We start from the raw sequence: 16958 nt of genomic DNA, 5'->3' as shown, positions 1-16958 counted from the left end.
AATTTTACAATTGAAGCGAAACATATGCGTGATATAATAGAATTGTGAAGAAAAAGACTACGATAAGCACCGCCGGACACGGCTCAAGCGATAAGAAATCTCCGTCGAAACGGATGAACTTATATGCCAATTTGGCGCAGAAATATAAGACTAAAAAAGATAAGGACGCGCGCGAACGAGCGGAATATTTGGCGACTTTGCCGAAACATCCCGTAAAGCGATTCTTTTATCGATTACATCCGAAGCGATTGGCGAAATATTGGTTCTCCAAGCGCGGCGGACTGATGGCGCTGAAAATTCTTGGCGTTAGTATTTTGTTGATGCTGCTACTTATCGGCGGAATGTTCGCCTATTTCCGTAAAGACCTCGATAAAATTCGCCCTGGCGAGCTTGCTAAACGCGTTCAAACGACCGTCACTAAATATTACGACCGCAACGACAATTTGCTTTGGGAAGATAAAGGTACGGGCAATTATCAATTGGTTGTCGAATCTGACCAGATTAGCGATTATTTGAAAAAAGCCACTGTCGCAATTGAGGATCGAAATTTCTATAATCACCACGGCATCAGTATTAGCGGCATGTTGCGCGCAATGCTCTCGACTGCTTCACGACGCCAAGTTCAGGGTGGATCGACTCTGACACAGCAGCTAGTCAAGCAAGTTTTCTTCGCAGATGAGGCTGGCGACCGATCAATTAGCGGTATTCCTCGAAAGATCAAGGAAATCATCCTCGCAATTGAAGTCGAGCGCATGTATAGCAAAGACCAAATTCTGTCATTATACCTGAACGAGTCTCCGTACGGCGGTCGTCGTAACGGCGCAGAATCAGCCGCCCAGACATACTTTGGCAAGCACGCTAAAGATCTGACGCTGGCGGAAGCGGCGCTAATTGCTGGTATTCCGCAGAATCCGACTTACTACAATCCATATAACACCGCTGGAAATAAGGCTTTGATTGCCCGACAACATACAGTTCTGGATTACATGGCCGAGCAAGGCGTTATTACCAAGGATGAGGCTGAAAAAGCTAAAAAGATTGATATTTTAAGCACACTTAAGCCACAGACTGAACACTTGGAGAATATTAAGGCTCCTCACTTCCTATTGATGGTTCGCAATCAGTTGAGTAAAGAGCTTGGCGAATCAGTTGTTGGACGCGGCGGATTGACGATTAAGACCACCCTCGACTGGCGAATTCAGGAGAAACTTGAAAATGAAATGAAATCGTTCTTTGCAACAGGTCGACCAGATTCTGTGCGAATTAGTAACGGCGCCGCAACAGTCGAAGACGTTCAGACTGGACAAATCGTAGCACTTGTTGGTAGCCGCGACTTTAATTACACTGGCTTCGGTCAGGACAACGCCGCAGTTTCCTACATTCAGCCAGGTTCCACGATTAAGTCACTCGTCTTTGCTCAATTGTTCGACAAACACGACAGCAAGCAAGCATACGGTAGCGGCACCGTCTTAGCCGATGAAAATATCGATAAACTGTACGGCGCAACCCTAAGGAACTGGGACAATAAGTTTATGGGCGCCATCAATATCCGAAGAGCGCTAGCCCTATCCCGAAACGTTCCAGCCATTAAGGCCGCTTACATCGTTGGCGACGGATCCGCTAAGCCTGTCGTCGAGGGAATTCGCAGAATGGGCGACACTAACTATTGCCGCCAGGAAGAAAATGCCGGTGGTTACGGACTCGGTGCAGCAATTGGCGCATGTGGAACCAAGCAGACAGAATTGGTGAACGCCTACTCAACGCTGGCGCGAATGGGAGTCCAAAAAGACGTCTCAAGCGTGATTGAAGTGAAGAACAGCCAAGGCGAAACTCTGAAAAAATGGAAAGATGAAGGCAAGCAAGTTATCGATTCGCAATCAGCATACATCGTGAACGATATCTTGTCCGACCGAACCCCTGGACTTCACGGCTGGATGGGCATCAATGGTGTTCGAACCTCTGCAAAGACTGGTACATCCGACAAAGGCTCACAGCCAAAAGATCTCTGGATTATCAACTACAGTCCAGCTCTGGTTATGGGAATGTGGCTCGGAAACTCCGACACCAGCGTGATTGGCACATCAGCCTCCAACTACGGCATGCCAGTAATTAGAAGCGTTATGGAATTTGCCCACACTCAAGTTTACGCCAAAGAAGGCAAATGGAAGTCAGGTCAATGGTATGAGCGACCAAGCGGAATCCAGACTGTCAACGGCGAACTCTACCCGTCATGGTGGAATAAGAAACAAAGTCAATCTACAGAGAAAATCACCTTCGACAAAGTCTCTAAGAAAAAGGCAACGAATTGTACTCCAGACGGCGCAAAGGAAGAAATTGAAGTGACAAAGATTATCGATCCTTTGACTAAGAAAGAATCAATTACCGTTCCTTCAGGCTACGACGCGAACGCAGAAGATGACGTCCACAAGTGCGACGACACTAAACCGCAAATTGGAGCAATATCATACACCAACAGTGGTAAGAAATATACGATAAATGTCGACGTTACAGCAGGAACTTGGGGCTTATCGGCAATCGAAATTACCGTGGATGGAAAGAGTATTAAGAGTTCAGAAATTACTTCAAGCGGCAAGCAGACCGCCACAGTAGAGCTTGATACAACAGGAGCGCACACAGTTTCTGTAACCGTAAGAGACTCAGCATATTACACCGCCACTTCAACTGGCAGCATTCAAGTCAACTAAATAAACTATTGTTTATTCACCAAATTAATCAGCTCAGCCTCGTGTTGAGCTGATGTTTTTGAGCGACCATTTGTGCGCTTTTTAGGAACGCTAGTCTTCTGCTTTACAGGTTTTTTCTGTTCAACCACAAGCTTCGCAAACATCATTTTTCCAGCGTCGGTCTGCAAACTTCGGATAATCTCAATCTTCTTCGTTTGCCCAATGTAGCGCTTGGCGTTCTCAACAACCACCATCGTTCCATCTTTCAAATAGCCAACCGCTTGATGAGAATCTTGTCCCTTCTGCGACAACTCCAAATCCAGCTCGTCGCCAGGTAAATAGCTCATCCTCAAACTTTTCGCCAGCTCATTGATATTCAAAACCTTAACGCCGTCAACCTGCGCCACCTTATTCAAATTGTAATCAAGCGTCAATACCGCCGCGTCCATCTCCTTCGCCAATTTCAGTAAGCGCGAATCCACACCTTCAGGCACGCGAATATTATCGTCATATAACTCGAATGAAGACTTCAAAATATCCTTAAGTTCCTTAACAACATCCATGCCAAATCGCGCCCTTTCACGCTTGTCATGGTCTGCGCCGTCGGCTAATAATTGCAATTCCGTCAATACGCTCCTCGGCACAATAATTTTTCCCAGCAAAAATCCGGTCTTCGCCAGCTCAGTCACTCGTCCGTCCATAAGCACTGACGTGTCGACCAAAATCGGTGCTGCGCTCACTGATGAATTTCGTCGCGGTTTTGCCAAGAAATAAACTTCAGCCGCCAAACCAAGCAACATTACAATTATTATCAATCCGTAAAAATCTTTCATTTTTCCCTTTCTATTGCAAATAGTCAATCAGCGCCTGTCGCATATCACTGACGCCTTTTATAAATTTATCTTTATGAACTTTCGGCGCAATCGCATAAGAGAAGCCCAGCTTCTTCGCCTCTTTAATTCGAGCTTGCCAATTCGTCGCCGAGCGGACCTCGCCACCCAAACCAATCTCGCCAAACACCACAGCACCTTCATCCAGACTTCGCCCAGCGCTAGCACTGGCAATCGCCATCGCCACAGCCAAATCAGCCGCTGGATCATTTAATTTCAGGCCGCCAACAACATTGACATAAATATCTTTATCCGCCAATTTCAGCTTCGTTCGCTTCTCCAAAACCGCCACCAACAGATTCAATCGATTCAAATCAAAACCGCTCGCCGTGCGCTTAGGATAGCCAAAATTCGTCGGATTAACTAGCGCCTGAATTTCCACCAAGAGCGGACGTGCGCCTTCCATGGTCGCCAGTACAATTGACCCATCCAGATTCTGACGCTCCGCCAGAAGTTCCGCCGACGGATTCTTCACGATTCTTAGCCCCTGCTCGCCCATCTCAAAAATCGCCGCTTCGTTAGTCGAACCATATCGATTCTTCTGCGCCCGAACAACTCGAAAACCGCCATATCGATCGCCCTCAAAATTCAGTACAACGTCCACCAAATGCTCCAATATTTTCGGACCAGCAATTGAGCCCTCTTTAGTGACGTGACCAACCAAAATAACCGCCGTACCCGAAGCTTTGGCGGCACGAATAATTACATTTGACGAGTTGGTGATCTGACTGACAGACCCAGGAGCCGAGGAAATCTCGCTGAGGGAAATTGTCTGAACCGAATCGACAATTGCCAGATCATATCCGCCTTGCTGAATTGACGCCGCAATATCTTCCGCGCTATTACTGGACGCCAGCTGCATTTTTTCCGAATCAGCCGCACCCAAACGCTCCGCACGAAGCTTCACTTGAGAAACCGACTCCTCACCGCTTACATATAAAACCGACTTCGACTTTGCGATATGTGCCGCAACTTGCGCCAAAAGCGTACTTTTCCCAATTCCTGGCTGCCCCGCGACCAACACCACGCCGCCAACCAAGAAACCGCCACCCAAAACAGCGTCCAGATCGTCAATTCCCGTACTTAATCTTTCTAGCCCAGACTCAGAAGCAGCTTCACGAATGTTAGACGTTTTCAAGGCTTTGCCGCGCCCAGCCGATTTATCGACAACAGATGACCCGCCAGAAGAAACGACCTGCTCGACTAGCGAATTCCATTCCCCGCAATTTTCACACCTGCCAGCCCACTTTGAAAAGCTAGCCCCGCACTGCTGACAAACAAATTGACTTCTAACTTTCGCCATTATTTCGCCCCCTCTAAACTATCCAAACTTTTATTCAATTCATCAATTTGCACACCCAATTCCCTAAGCCGCAAAACATCAGAATTGTAAGAATTGATCTCAGAATTCAAATTGGCACGCCTTTCGTTCAACTCCGAGAGTTCCGCCTTCAAGGCTTGGCGTTGACTATAAAAATCACTCTGTGACAAAAATCCGCCACTAACGCCCGCTCGCCGATTAAAGTCCGCCACGCGACTATTATAATCCGCCAAATCAGTTGAATATTGCGATAATTCTCTGTTCAATTTTTCCTTTCGAACCTTCAACGACTCACTCAACTTCTGAGCTTCATTTTCCCTGGATTCAAATTTTTCTTGATATTGTGCGTGCAATTTCACGACTTCGGATCTATCAGTAAAATATCGTCGATAATATTCTTCCAACTCATCGCCCAAATCGGCAAATTCCGTCCCTAAAATTGAGTGTAGCTCGTTAGCTCTCGTTCCAGGTTGCGCACGATCGTAATACTCCATTCGCTCGGACAATTTCTTATTTTTCACATTATTATAAGCCTGCTCCAAAAGCTCGCTCAAATGAGACTTCTCCGACGCGCTCAACCTTTCCCAAGCAGCGTGCAACATCTCATGCGCCGCCGTCACTTCCTTTACGCCATCAAGTTCAGAATTGGTCACGTTATAAATATAAATATCCCTAGACGACGGATTATAACAACCCAAAATTGCGTTTCCCTTTTCCACGCGACGGCAATCTTCGTTAAATTCGTTCGCCGATTTGATTTGCGGATTAGAAACATAGAACATTTTTCTGCCAGTGTCTGACATTTTCACGCGGTCAGCAATAGCGACAATTTCCGCACTTGGTTTATATTGCCACAGCGTAATCTCATCAATAATTTGCTGACGATTCATCATCACAAAAACCGCAGCAGAAAGTACAATTATCGGCGTGAGGACGCTGAATATTTTACGCACGATTGACATTAATCACCACCTTATCATTATCAATCTTAGCCTCCAGCGTGTCGCCAGGTTTTGCTTTATTGGACAATAAAACATCGCTTAACGGATCCGCCAGCTCCGACTGAATTGTTCGCCTTAGAACTCGCACGCCGCGTTGCTCGTCAAATCCCCGATCAATCAACCAACGCTTCGCCGAAGAAGTAATATCAAGCGTCATTCCATGTCGACCAACAGCCCTGACCAAGTCAGACGTGAGATTGTCGAAAATCTTTCGCACGACCGAGCGAGACAACGGCTTAAATGTAATCACGCTATCAAATCTGCCAATCAATTCTGGACGCAAAAATTCCTCAAGCTCACGCAGAGCGGCACGCGAATTTTTCTCGTGACGATTTTCGCTAGCCGACTTTTTCTGCCCAGACGCACCAAATCCCAGCTCCGAATCCTGAATCATTTGCTCGGCGCCGACGTTGCTCGTTAAGATGACAATCGTCTGCCGAAAGCTCACCGTTCGCCCGTGAGAATCGCTCAATTTGCCGTCCTCCAGAATTTGCAAAAGCAAGTTCAGAACGTCAGGATGCGCCTTTTCAATTTCATCAAACAACACCACGCTATACGGTCGACGACGAACTTTATCCGTTAATTTCCCGCCATCCTCATAGCCAACATAACCAGCCGGCGCACCAACCAGCCGACTAGCCGTGTGACGCTCGGAAAACTCGCTCATATCAATCTTAATCAAGCTATCCTCGCCGCCAAAAACTTCCCGCGCCAGAACTCGCGCCAATTCCGTCTTACCAACTCCAGTCGGGCCCAGAAAGATAAACGACCCAAGCGGCCCACTCTGACGATTTAACCCAGCTTTATTACGACGAATCGCGCGCGCCAGTTGCTCAATCGCTTCATTCTGACCAAGAACACTCTGACTCAGTCGCTTTTCTAGGCGAATCAAATCCTTCATCTGATTTAACGATAATCTGTCAATCGGAATATTCGTCATTGCCGAAACCGCTCGACGCAAATATTCATCGGTCAATACGGGTTCATCACTGGCTTCATCTTTCAGCGCTTCGGCTTGCAATTCCAATTGCCTCATTTGCATCTTAAATTCTGCGGCTTTTTCGTAATCTTCAGCTTCCACAGCTGCATCAATTTTTCCAGCCAATCGCTTAATTTGGCGAGCCAACTTGTCCTTACGCGACAATTTTATTGGCGAGCTAGACTTCAATAAACTCGCCGCCTCGTCAATCACGTCGATCGCTTTATCTGGTAAAAATCGCTCCGTCACGTAACGCTGACTCAAATCCACCGCCTCAGTCAGCATTTCGTCAGGAATTTGAACTTGATGATGCTTAGCTAATTTTCCTCTCAAACCTCGCATCATCTCCACCGCCTCTTCTGGCGATGGCTCATTGATCGTCACCGACTGGAAGCGCCGTGACAACGCAGCATCTTTTTCGATATGTTTTCGATATTCATCAAACGTCGTCGCGCCAATCAGTCGCACCTCGCCTCGCGACAAAGCTGGCTTCAACACATTCGCCGCATCCATCGAGCCTTCAGCCGAACCAGCACCAACCAACAGATGTAATTCGTCAATAAACAAAATAACTTCTTGATGCTTTTTGGCGACCGCCAGAACTTTTTGCAATCGCTCCTCAAATTGCCCACGATATTTCGTCCCCGCAATCATCGCCGTCAGATCCAATTGAAAAAGTCGCTTGCCTTTCAAAAATTCGGGAACTTTATTATCAGCAATCCTTTGCGCCAAGCCCTCAACGACCGCAGTTTTACCGACGCCAGGTTCGCCAATCAGCGCTGGATTATTCTTACTACGCCGACCCAAAATCGTGATCATTCGCTGGATTTCCGACGCTCGACCAATCACCGGATCCAAAAATCCTTCACTAGCACGCCGCGTCAAATCGACACCGAATTTCTCCAAAACTCGCAAATCGCCAGAATTTTTACTCGCCACACTGCGTTCACTCTGCAGAGATTCAAACTGCTGTTTATCAAACACATCTTCCAAACTTCCACGCAGATTGTCAATGTCAACGTTCATATCTCGCAGCAATTTAGTCGCTCGCGCCTCGCGCTGCTGCAACATTCCATAGACGATGTGTTCCGTGCCAATTTTTTCCTGCCCAAATTCAACCGCCAATTGCCAAGCAATTCTTATCAATTCAACAACTTCAGCACTCAATCCCTTACTTACAATCGTAATCACCAGCGGCTTTGCGGTCAGATTCAACGCCATTTCCGCACGATCCAAAGTTACGCCGTTTTCTGCCAGTATTTTTGCACCCAATGACGAATTCTGCGCCAACACACCAAGTAAAATATGCTCCGTGCCAACATATTCACTTCCCTCATTATGCGCCAGAAAACCAGCCCGCCCCAAACTGGCTCGAGCCGTTTCCGTCAGCCGAGGTTCTAATTCAGAAAAATCTTCTGACATATCGCCCTCCTTTCGTTTTCGGCGATTCGCAGAAGGCAGCTTATTCCGCCACCTCCTCAACTACGCTCATCAAGCTATCCTCAATATTCTTTCGAGGTTTTGGTTCTGCCTTAACAGGAGTTTTTGCTTCGATGTCTAATTCATAGCCAGTCAATCGACTTGCCAGGCGAACATTCTGTCCAGCGCGACCGATTGCTATTGATTGCTGATCTTCGCTAACATAAACCGTCGCACGCTTCTCATCTTCATTGACAGTCACACTCAAAACTTCTGCCGGGCTCATCGCATTAGCAATAAATCCAGCCGCATCTTCCTCGTATGGAATAATGTCAATTTTTTCCTGCTCGCCAATCTCATTCATCACAGCCTGAACGCGGGCGCCGTGACCACCAACAAACGTACCAACTGGATCAACGCCAGGTAGCGCTGAAGAAACCGCCAATTTGGTTCGACGACCAGCTTCACGTGCAATCGCCTTAATCTCAACTGCACCAGTTTCCATCTCTGGAACTTCTTGATTGAACAAGAATCGCACAAACTCTTCATTGCCGCGGCTAAGAATCAATTGCGGACCGCGACCTTCGCGCTCAATGTCCTTAATATAAACCTTAATTCGACGACCAACGCCGTAATATTCGCCAGGAATTTGCTCACTCTGAGGCATAATTCCGACAGCCTTACCAAGCTCAATTCGCACAACGCGTGGCTCAACTCGCTGAACCGTACCGATAACAACCGTACCGATTTTATCCTCAAATTCCGCTAAAACAACTTCACGCTCAGCTTCGCGCAGACGCTGCAAAATCACTTGCTTAGCAGTCTGAGCTGCAACTCGACCAAAAGTCGTCACGTTATGAGTTTCCATCACAACTTCACCACCAAGCTCAGCCGCAGGATCTATTTCCTTAGCTTCCTCTAGATCGATTTGATTAGCGTCATTCTCAACTTCTTCGACAACAGTTTTAACAACCGACACGACAGCCGTACCGTTATTGATATTCAAGCTAGCGCGAACCAACTGATCTCGCGTGCCATTATCACGACGCCAAGCCGCCGCAATCGCCTGCTCAATCACGCTCAAAACTGTTTCTTCTGGCAAGTTTTTTTCCTCAGCAATCGTACGCACTGCCAACGTCAACTGCTTAATGTTCAAGTCTTCCATTATGTTCTCCTTCTTATTAATTATATCTTTTTCCGTCTCAAACTTCCATAAACGAAAAACTCCGACCTGCCGGCCGGATGAGTACTTTCTCATTGTATTAAAAATTTTTCATTTTGTCAATTTACTTCAGTACATTTTTCCAAAATACCCGACATTGCGCTTTTTTCAGCTTCCGTTACCCACAAGCGATATCGTCGCTTTATTGCTATCTGGCGCGCAATATATTGGCACCTAAAAGGCTTATTGCTCGGTAGCCAAGTCGCCGCATCGCCATCACCTTTGGCTTGGTTTGCTGGACCATCAACCGCTAATAAATTTAACGGATCATTCGCTAATTTCTCTCGCTCCTCTGGAGAAATTTGCTGCGCGCCCTTTTGCCAAGCATCACTCAAAGCCACGACGTGATCAATCTGAACCTTAGAGCTGGTTTTTTCGCCGCGCTGAAATTGAATTGTTTGACCAGTGTACGGATCGTTCAATATACCCGATAAAACTCGACATTTTTCATCAATTTTCTCATCCGTCAAATCTCGCGCCAGAATCACTTCTCGTACGGAACAGCCGTTAATTTTGCCCCAGCCGTTGCCGAATTGCTTTCTGGAATAACCAGTCTTTGGCGCACGTCCTTTGACTTCTATCTTTTCCAATTCCGATTTCGCATCCGAATTGCCAAATAATTCTCGTTGTGTTGAAGTTTGAATTGTCTGAGGTTCGGGTTGCGAAATTCGCGAAGCCCAAACCGCCACGCCAGCCACCAAAATCACCAGCGCAATCACCACTTGCCGACGTCGTATTTTATTCACCCTCATGACTGTATTATAATTAAACTATGACTAAAGTTCCACGACTACTCGACACATTCACACCAAATCATTACAACTTAACTCTCGACTTAACACGTGCCGAGGAAAAAGAATTTTCTGGCACAGTTATCATTTCTGGCGATTCCACCAGCGAATCAATTTCGCTACATTCCAAAGGCTTAACAATTCAATCAGCCACAATCGACAATCAGCCTGCCAACGTTTCATTCGGCGAGTTTGACGAATTGAAATTATCCCAGCCGAACCTTAAAAACGGAAACCATACAATTCACATCGATTTTTCTGGAACCATCACCGACGCAATGCACGGTTTATATCCTTGCTATTTCACTCACGACGGCGTTAAAAAACAACTTTTTGCAACTCAATTTGAATCACATCACGCCCGCGAAGTTTTCCCTTGCGTTGACGAACCAGCTGCCAAAGCTGAATATGATTTGACGCTAATAACTCGCCCAGGGATAACAGTTTTGGGAAATATGCCCGTAAAACACGAAGAGGAAAATGGCAATTCTATCACGACGACATTTGAGAAAACACCACGAATGAGCAGTTATCTTCTGGCTTTCGTCATCGGCGAATTGCACAAAAAATCCGCTCGCACCAAATCTGGCGTCGAGGTCAACGTCTGGGCAACGCCAGCTCAGAATGAAAATACCTTAGATTTTGCGCTAGACATCGCCACTCGTTCAATTGATTTTTATGACGAATATTTCGGCGTCAAATATCCATTGCCAAAATCCGACCACGTCGCCCTTCCCGACTTTTCCTCTGGCGCAATGGAAAACTGGGGATTAATTGCTTACCGCGAAAGTTGTTTGCTTGCGGACCCAGAATTGACCCCAGAATCATCCAGGCGCTTCATTGCCACGGTTATCGCGCACGAACTCAGCCATCAATGGTTCGGCAATTTGGTTACCATGCAGTGGTGGAATGACTTGTGGCTCAACGAAAGCTTCGCCAATATGATGGAATATGTAGCAATTGACGCGCTCCAGCCGGATTGGCATATGTGGGAAGATTTTGCCACGAATGAAGTAACGGCCGCGCTCAGACGCGACAGCTTGGACGGCGTTCAATCAGTTCAAGCCGACGTCAATCACCCAGACGAAATCAGCACTTTGTTCGACCCAGCAATTGTTTATGCCAAAGGCGGACGACTACTTGTTATGGTTAGAAAACTTATCGGCGAAGAGGCATTTCGCGCTGGTCTTAAATCATATTTTGAAAAATTCGCGTATAAAAACACTGTCGGAAATGACCTATGGCAAGAATTAGAGTCGGCGAGTGGTCAGCCAATCGTCAATCTAATGAACGCTTGGATTTCCCAACCTGGCCTTCCTGTCGTATCAGTTTCAAGCAGTCACGACGCGGCGATTCTAAGTCAGGAGAGATTCTTCATCGGCGAACACCAACCATCCGACGCATTATGGCCGATTCCATTATTCGCAAACCAACCGCTTGACGTAAAAATCTTGGATCAAAAAGAAACCACCGTTTCTATTGAAAAGCCATTGCAATTAAACTGCGGCTTAAGCGCCCACTTCGTCACCAAATATGACGAATCCACTCGCGAATATTTATTGAAAAACATTACAGAATTGCCAACCTTGGATAAGATTTGTATCTTACAGGACGCGACAATACTCGCCCGCGCTGGATTTGAAAATTCGGCGTCACTGCTTCCATTGGCGTTATCCTTAAAAACCGAAACCAACGAAAAAGTCTTCGGTATGGCGGCTGGTGCCTTGACGGAACTACGAAAATTCGTCGATGATAATGGCGCGGCCAGAGATTTATTAAAGAAAATTTCTGGAGAATTTGCGCGCGCCACATTTGAGGAATTGGGCTGGGATGAAAAATATGGAGAATCGGACGACGACCGCGAGCGGCGCACCACGGCTTTGAGTTTGATGATGTATAGCGAAGATAAAGAAGTTTTGAATGAGGCGAAAACGCGTTTTGACAACAATAAACTGGAAGACTTGCCGACAGAAATTCGAGCTTTAATTATCAGCGCAAACGTGAGGCATTTCGAGACGCCAGAGATGATTGAAAATCTCTTTGCCGCATATAAAAACACGCCGTCAAATGACCTGCAGAATGATATTGCAATTGGACTAACTTCCACCAAAAACCCTGAAACAGCAGAAAAAATTCTTGCCAACATTAAAAATTCCAATATTATCCGCCCACAAGACGCCAGCCGTTGGTTCGTGTATTTAATTCGGACCAGAGAAAGCCGCCAGATTGCTTGGAATTGGTTAAAGGAGAACTGGGCGTGGGTCGAAGATACATTTGGCGAAGATAAAAGCTACGACGATTTTATTCGCTATGCCGCCACAGCCCTACTGACAACCGACGAACTTGACGATTTCCGACAATTCTTTGAGCCGATGATGGACATTCCAGCCCTAGCCAGAACGATTAAGCTGGGAATTACCGAAATATCAGCACGCGTTGAGCTGATTAAACGAGACAAAGAGGCGGTTATTTCCGCGTTGTAAATAATTTGGTCGCATTATTTTGCGGTTTTTGACAAAATCTATTGACATTTTATTATATTAGTGGTATAAATGAGTACAGCTTTTGTTGATAGAACAAATGTTTTGTCCGAAAGCGCACTTTGACAAGGCAGTCATTGCGGGATGAGTTTCTATTTCTTTTTTTAAAAAATATCAAAAAGAGATAGGATCTCATCCTGCACTGAAGAAAAGTGCTTTACCACAGCCGAGTGGGGACGAGAGGAAGGAAAGAGCAATGCTCACGAAAGAAAATCTCGAAAGCATGCTAACCGAAAACACGGAGGCAATCTCCGTGTATACGGAAATTCTGAAGGGGAAGGTATCCACGCTGAATACCTACAACAATGGAATCAGCGATATCATGGGTGATTACCCTAACCTCCAGAAGACGCACATCCAGGAGGATTCGGAAGCCCTTCGAGATCTACTGGTCTCTATCTGCCATAATGGCCTGGAAGGGTCATTGGAGGCAGTACAAGGAAAGATCAACGAGATGCTGGGCGCAGTCTCATCCATAGCGGAAGAGGAGTCGTCTATGTCTGATTGGCCAGGATGCTACTGGATCCAGTACTGGAAATTCCTGCGTGATCTGAGAGATCTCATCACAACGGAAGTTCCCTTGTATCAGGCGAGCAACCTTGCTATCGCCAAAAAGCTTGCTGAGCTTGCGGATTAATTCGCAAGCAGAATGTACGATGAAGCAAACTTACTCTTCGCCACGATTGCCTTGTCGTACATTCCCTATAATTAATACACTTAACGTTAAAGAGTCCTCATTCGGGGCTGTTTTTTTATTCCAGCACCACACACTCTTTAGCTACGGGCGGATTTCCATCAACAGAAATTGCCATCATTTGCATATCACAGCTTTCATATTGCGCGTTTTTGGCAATGAACATCTCCGCAGAAAAGCGTATTTGTTGCTGTTTTTTATTTGTAATTGCCGCCAAGCCATCGCCGAAATTGTCATTTTTACGATATTTGACCTCTGTAAAATATAAAACATTATCTTTTTTACTAACAATATCAATTTCACAATATCGCGTTCGCCAATTCCGCTCTATAATCTCATGGCCATCAGCCGCCAACCAATCCGCCGCCGCTTGCTCACCTTTATCGCCAATTTGACGCGTCGTGTCTTTTTGCTGGTTTTTAGATTTTCTATCGTCAGACGCATTTTGCGAATTCGCCTCAACATTAGCATATTTAGCCAACGGCGCAAAACTCAGCCGATGCAGCGGAGTTACGCCCAGATTATCAATAGCCGCTCGGTGCTTCGCCACTCCATAACCAACGTGTGAAGAAAAATCATATCCCGGATAAATATTATCCTGCTCTGCCATAAATTTATCACGAGCCACCTTAGCAATAATCGACGCCGCCGAAACACTCGGGATCAGACCATCGGCTTTCGCTATAATTGTTACGTACTTTTCTAACGGCGTACCTGCCAAAAAATTGACCGTCCCATCGATAATAATCTCATCAAACTTCGAGCCGTTTTTCTGACATTTCGCTTGAATTTCTTTGACTGCGCGCCGTGTCGCCAACTTAAGCGCCTCGCTCATTCCTATTTCATCCAGCTCCTCAGCAGAAACCCAGCCCAACGCCCAAGCCGACGCTTGCTCGCGAATTTCCTCATCGAGCGATTCACGTCGTTTTTTGGTCAATTTTTTACTATCATCAAGCCCTTCAATTTCAGCGCCACCCAAAACCACCGCGCCAATCACCAATGGTCCAGCCCACGCGCCGCGCCCGACTTCATCAATCCCCAGAATCACCCGACAATCTTCCCTTTTTCGTCATAAAATCAGCAATAATCCAGCCAATCCAAATTGTTGCCGCGCCTAATGTATTCGCCAAAATATCCCAATTCGTGTCGTCCAATTTTATGCTCGCCAAACCTGCCTTGACCATAAATAATTCCGCCAACTCATTAATACAACCCAGCGCCGAAACTAAAGCGAAGACTGAAAACGCCATCACCAGCCAATGCGCTCGCCATTTCATCGACGAGACCAAATACGCCCAGAATAGTCCTGTAAATAGCCCACCGCCCACAAAGTGCGTCGTAAAACTAGTGTCCTGTCCGTCAATTAACGGCGATGGCAAATACCAAGATATGAAAAACAGCAGACACGCTGTGTAAAGTAGCCAGCGATATTTTTTCTCATTATCAAAGCCGTTTCTTTTCAAAACGTAAGGCGTCGCCACAGCCAAAGTCGTCGGAACAAGGACGGATATATAATGAAATATTGCCATATTGAGATTATAACATGAGAAAACCGCCTCAGATTAAGAGACGGTTTTAACGATTAACCAATTGACAATTACGCGTCTTTATGACGAGCTGCAACTTCAGCAGCCTTAGCGTCAAGTTCAGCCTGAGCGGCATCTTTTTCAGCTTGTTTTGCAGCAGCAGCCTGAGCAGCTTCTTCCTTCAAGCGTTCAGCTTCCGCTTCTGCCTTAGCGTCATGAATGTCATTAACAGCAGCGCGATCGAAATTCTTAGCCGTCAAGCGAGCTGACTTACCGCTACGCTGACGAAGGAAGCTTAAGAACTTGCGGCGAACCTTAGCACGACGAACAATCTCAATCTTCTCAATCAGTGGACTGTGCATCAAAAATGACTTTTCAACGCCAACGCCTGAAGCGATCTTTCGAACCGTAATGCGTGATGTGTGCGATTTTTTATTGTCGGTGCGGATAACAACACCCTCGAACATCTGAATACGCTCTTTGTTGCCTTCCTTAATTTTCTGGTAAACACGAACTGTGTCACCGCTGCGAGCATCGACAACTGCTTGCTTTTTTTGTGCTTGGTTGATTTTGTTGATTAACTCAAAACTCATAATTTTTCCTATCTTCCGAACTCGCTCCGACTGGCCACGCAGTTGTACCTCTGCGGCTCCATATCAAACAAGACTCGAATATTTAACTCTCGTACAATTACATAAGATAATAACACAAATCTGAAGAAATATCAATTAAATAAAATTGGAGTATAATATAGTTATGGATTACAATAAATTAGCACTCGAACTACACGAAAAATACAAAGGTAAAATTACGACTAGCCTCAGAGATAAAGAGGAGCTTAATCGCGATAAGCTTAGCGCCTATTACAGCCCTGGCGTCGGCGCAGTCAGCCAAGCAATTGCCGAAAATCCAGCCGATTTGCCAAAATACACTTGGACAAACAATCTAGTCGCCGTAATCTCAGACGGCTCAGCAATTTTGGGCTTAGGCAATTTGGGACCAAAAGCCGCCATGCCAGTTATGGAAGGAAAAGCTTTACTATTTAAGCATTTTGCCGATGTCGACGCCGTGCCAATTGTGTTAGACGTCCACGAGCCAGAAGAAATCATTGCCACAGTTAAAGCCATCGCGCCAAGTTTCGGAGCCATCAACCTCGAAGATATCGCCGCACCAAAATGCTTTGAAATTGAAGAGCGATTGAAGGCAGAGTTAGATATTCCAGTCTTCCACGACGACCAACACGGCACGGCCGTCGTTGTGTTGGCGGGCTTAATTAACGCCGCTAAATTGACAGGGCGAAACCTGGCAGATTGCAAATTCGTGGTCATCGGCGCAGGCGCAGCTGGCACGGCAATCATAAAATTGTTAAATCTTTACGGAGCAAAAAACATCGTAGCGGTGGATAGCCGAGGAATTGTCGGAAAATCACGCACAGATTTGAACGCTGAAAAAACTGCGTTATTGGAATACGTCGATGCATCGCAATCTGGCTCAATTGAAGACGCCATCACTGACGCAGACATATTCATCGGCGTATCACGCGCAGGACTGCTCACTCCAGAATTAGTCCAAAAAATGGCGAAAGATCCAATCGTATTTGCACTAGCAAATCCTGTTCCAGAAATTATGCCAGATGTCGCCAAACAAGCCGGCGTCGCAATCATCGGCACGGGTCGTAGCGACTTTCCAAACCAAGTCAACAATTCCCTGGCCTTCCCTGGAATTTTCCGCGGCGCATTAGATCACGGAGTTAAGAAAATAACCGACCAGCACAAATTGGCGGCCGCTGAAGCGCTAGCTAACCTGGTCGAAAATCCAACCGTCGATAAAGTCGTCCCAACCGCGTTTGATGAGGGTGTTGTTGAAGCTGTCGCAAATGTCATTAGATAAG

13 protein-coding genes are annotated in these 16958 nt (G+C 46.2%); 4 read left to right on the top strand and 9 right to left on the bottom strand.

The window, feature by feature from the left end:
- Window positions 1-44 precede the first annotated feature (44 nt).
- A complete protein-coding gene (locus LRM42_RS00640) occupies window positions 45-2705 on the top strand; it encodes a transglycosylase domain-containing protein (RefSeq protein ID WP_243816373.1) in 2661 nt (886 codons plus the stop codon).
- A 5-nt stretch (window positions 2706-2710) separates the two neighbouring features.
- Here LRM42_RS00640 and LRM42_RS00635 read toward each other — a convergent pair whose 3' ends face one another.
- The 6 genes from LRM42_RS00635 to LRM42_RS00610 all read right to left on the bottom strand — a co-directional run bounded on the left by LRM42_RS00635 (window position 2711) and on the right by LRM42_RS00610 (window position 10268).
- Window positions 2711-3517, bottom strand: a complete 807-nt coding sequence (locus LRM42_RS00635) for a PIN/TRAM domain-containing protein (protein WP_243816372.1) — start codon at window positions 3515-3517, stop codon at window positions 2711-2713.
- 10 nt (window positions 3518-3527) lie between these two features.
- Window positions 3528-4877, bottom strand: a complete 1350-nt coding sequence (gene radA / locus LRM42_RS00630) for a DNA repair protein RadA (RefSeq protein WP_243816371.1) — start codon at window positions 4875-4877, stop codon at window positions 3528-3530.
- On the bottom strand, window positions 4877-5857 hold the full coding sequence (locus LRM42_RS00625; RefSeq protein ID WP_243816370.1) for a GumC domain-containing protein: 981 nt from the start codon (window positions 5855-5857) through the stop codon (window positions 4877-4879). The genes radA and LRM42_RS00625 overlap by 1 nt, the downstream gene beginning before the upstream one ends.
- Window positions 5841-8297, bottom strand: a complete 2457-nt coding sequence (locus LRM42_RS00620; RefSeq protein ID WP_243816369.1) for an ATP-dependent Clp protease ATP-binding subunit — start codon at window positions 8295-8297, stop codon at window positions 5841-5843. The genes LRM42_RS00625 and LRM42_RS00620 overlap by 17 nt, the downstream gene beginning before the upstream one ends.
- Window positions 8298-8337: 40 nt before the next feature.
- Window positions 8338-9459, bottom strand: a complete 1122-nt coding sequence (nusA, locus tag LRM42_RS00615) for a transcription termination factor NusA (RefSeq protein ID WP_129636861.1) — start codon at window positions 9457-9459, stop codon at window positions 8338-8340.
- 116 nt (window positions 9460-9575) lie between these two features.
- Entirely contained in the window at window positions 9576-10268 is a 693-nt protein-coding gene (locus LRM42_RS00610) for an HNH endonuclease family protein (RefSeq protein ID WP_243816368.1), read from the bottom strand.
- A gap of 20 nt (window positions 10269-10288) precedes the next feature.
- On the opposite strand from LRM42_RS00610, the gene LRM42_RS00605 reads away from it, so the two are divergent.
- Together LRM42_RS00605 and LRM42_RS00600 are read left to right on the top strand one after the other, a co-directional pair.
- Window positions 10289-12790, top strand: a complete 2502-nt coding sequence (locus tag LRM42_RS00605) for a M1 family metallopeptidase (RefSeq protein ID WP_243816367.1) — start codon at window positions 10289-10291, stop codon at window positions 12788-12790.
- A gap of 253 nt (window positions 12791-13043) precedes the next feature.
- The gene (locus LRM42_RS00600) at window positions 13044-13484 is read left to right on the top strand and encodes a hypothetical protein (protein WP_129744838.1); all 441 of its coding nucleotides are present in this window, start codon (window positions 13044-13046) and stop codon (window positions 13482-13484) included.
- A 115-nt stretch (window positions 13485-13599) separates the two neighbouring features.
- Here LRM42_RS00600 and rnhB read toward each other — a convergent pair whose 3' ends face one another.
- The 3 genes from rnhB to rplS all read right to left on the bottom strand — a co-directional run bounded on the left by rnhB (window position 13600) and on the right by rplS (window position 15660).
- On the bottom strand, window positions 13600-14589 hold the full coding sequence (gene rnhB, locus LRM42_RS00595; protein WP_243816366.1) for a ribonuclease HII: 990 nt from the start codon (window positions 14587-14589) through the stop codon (window positions 13600-13602).
- Entirely contained in the window at window positions 14573-15070 is a 498-nt protein-coding gene (locus tag LRM42_RS00590) for a hypothetical protein (protein ID WP_243816365.1), read from the bottom strand. The genes rnhB and LRM42_RS00590 overlap by 17 nt, the downstream gene beginning before the upstream one ends.
- Before the next feature lie 68 nt (window positions 15071-15138).
- Complete coding sequence (gene rplS / locus LRM42_RS03970) at window positions 15139-15660, bottom strand: 50S ribosomal protein L19 (protein ID WP_129743651.1); 522 nt, start codon at window positions 15658-15660, stop codon at window positions 15139-15141.
- Window positions 15661-15823: 163 nt separating this feature from the next.
- On the opposite strand from rplS, the gene LRM42_RS00580 reads away from it, so the two are divergent.
- The gene (locus LRM42_RS00580) at window positions 15824-16957 is read left to right on the top strand and encodes an NAD(P)-dependent malic enzyme (protein WP_243816364.1); all 1134 of its coding nucleotides are present in this window, start codon (window positions 15824-15826) and stop codon (window positions 16955-16957) included.
- The last annotated feature ends 1 nt before the right edge of the window (window position 16958 follow it).

The organism is Candidatus Nanosynbacter sp. TM7-075 (genome assembly GCF_022828255.1).
Taxonomy (GTDB): Bacteria; Patescibacteriota; Saccharimonadia; order Saccharimonadales; family Saccharimonadaceae; genus Nanosynbacter.
Note: the sequence above shows the minus strand (reverse complement) of the source record. Positions and strands in the feature narration are given on the sequence as shown.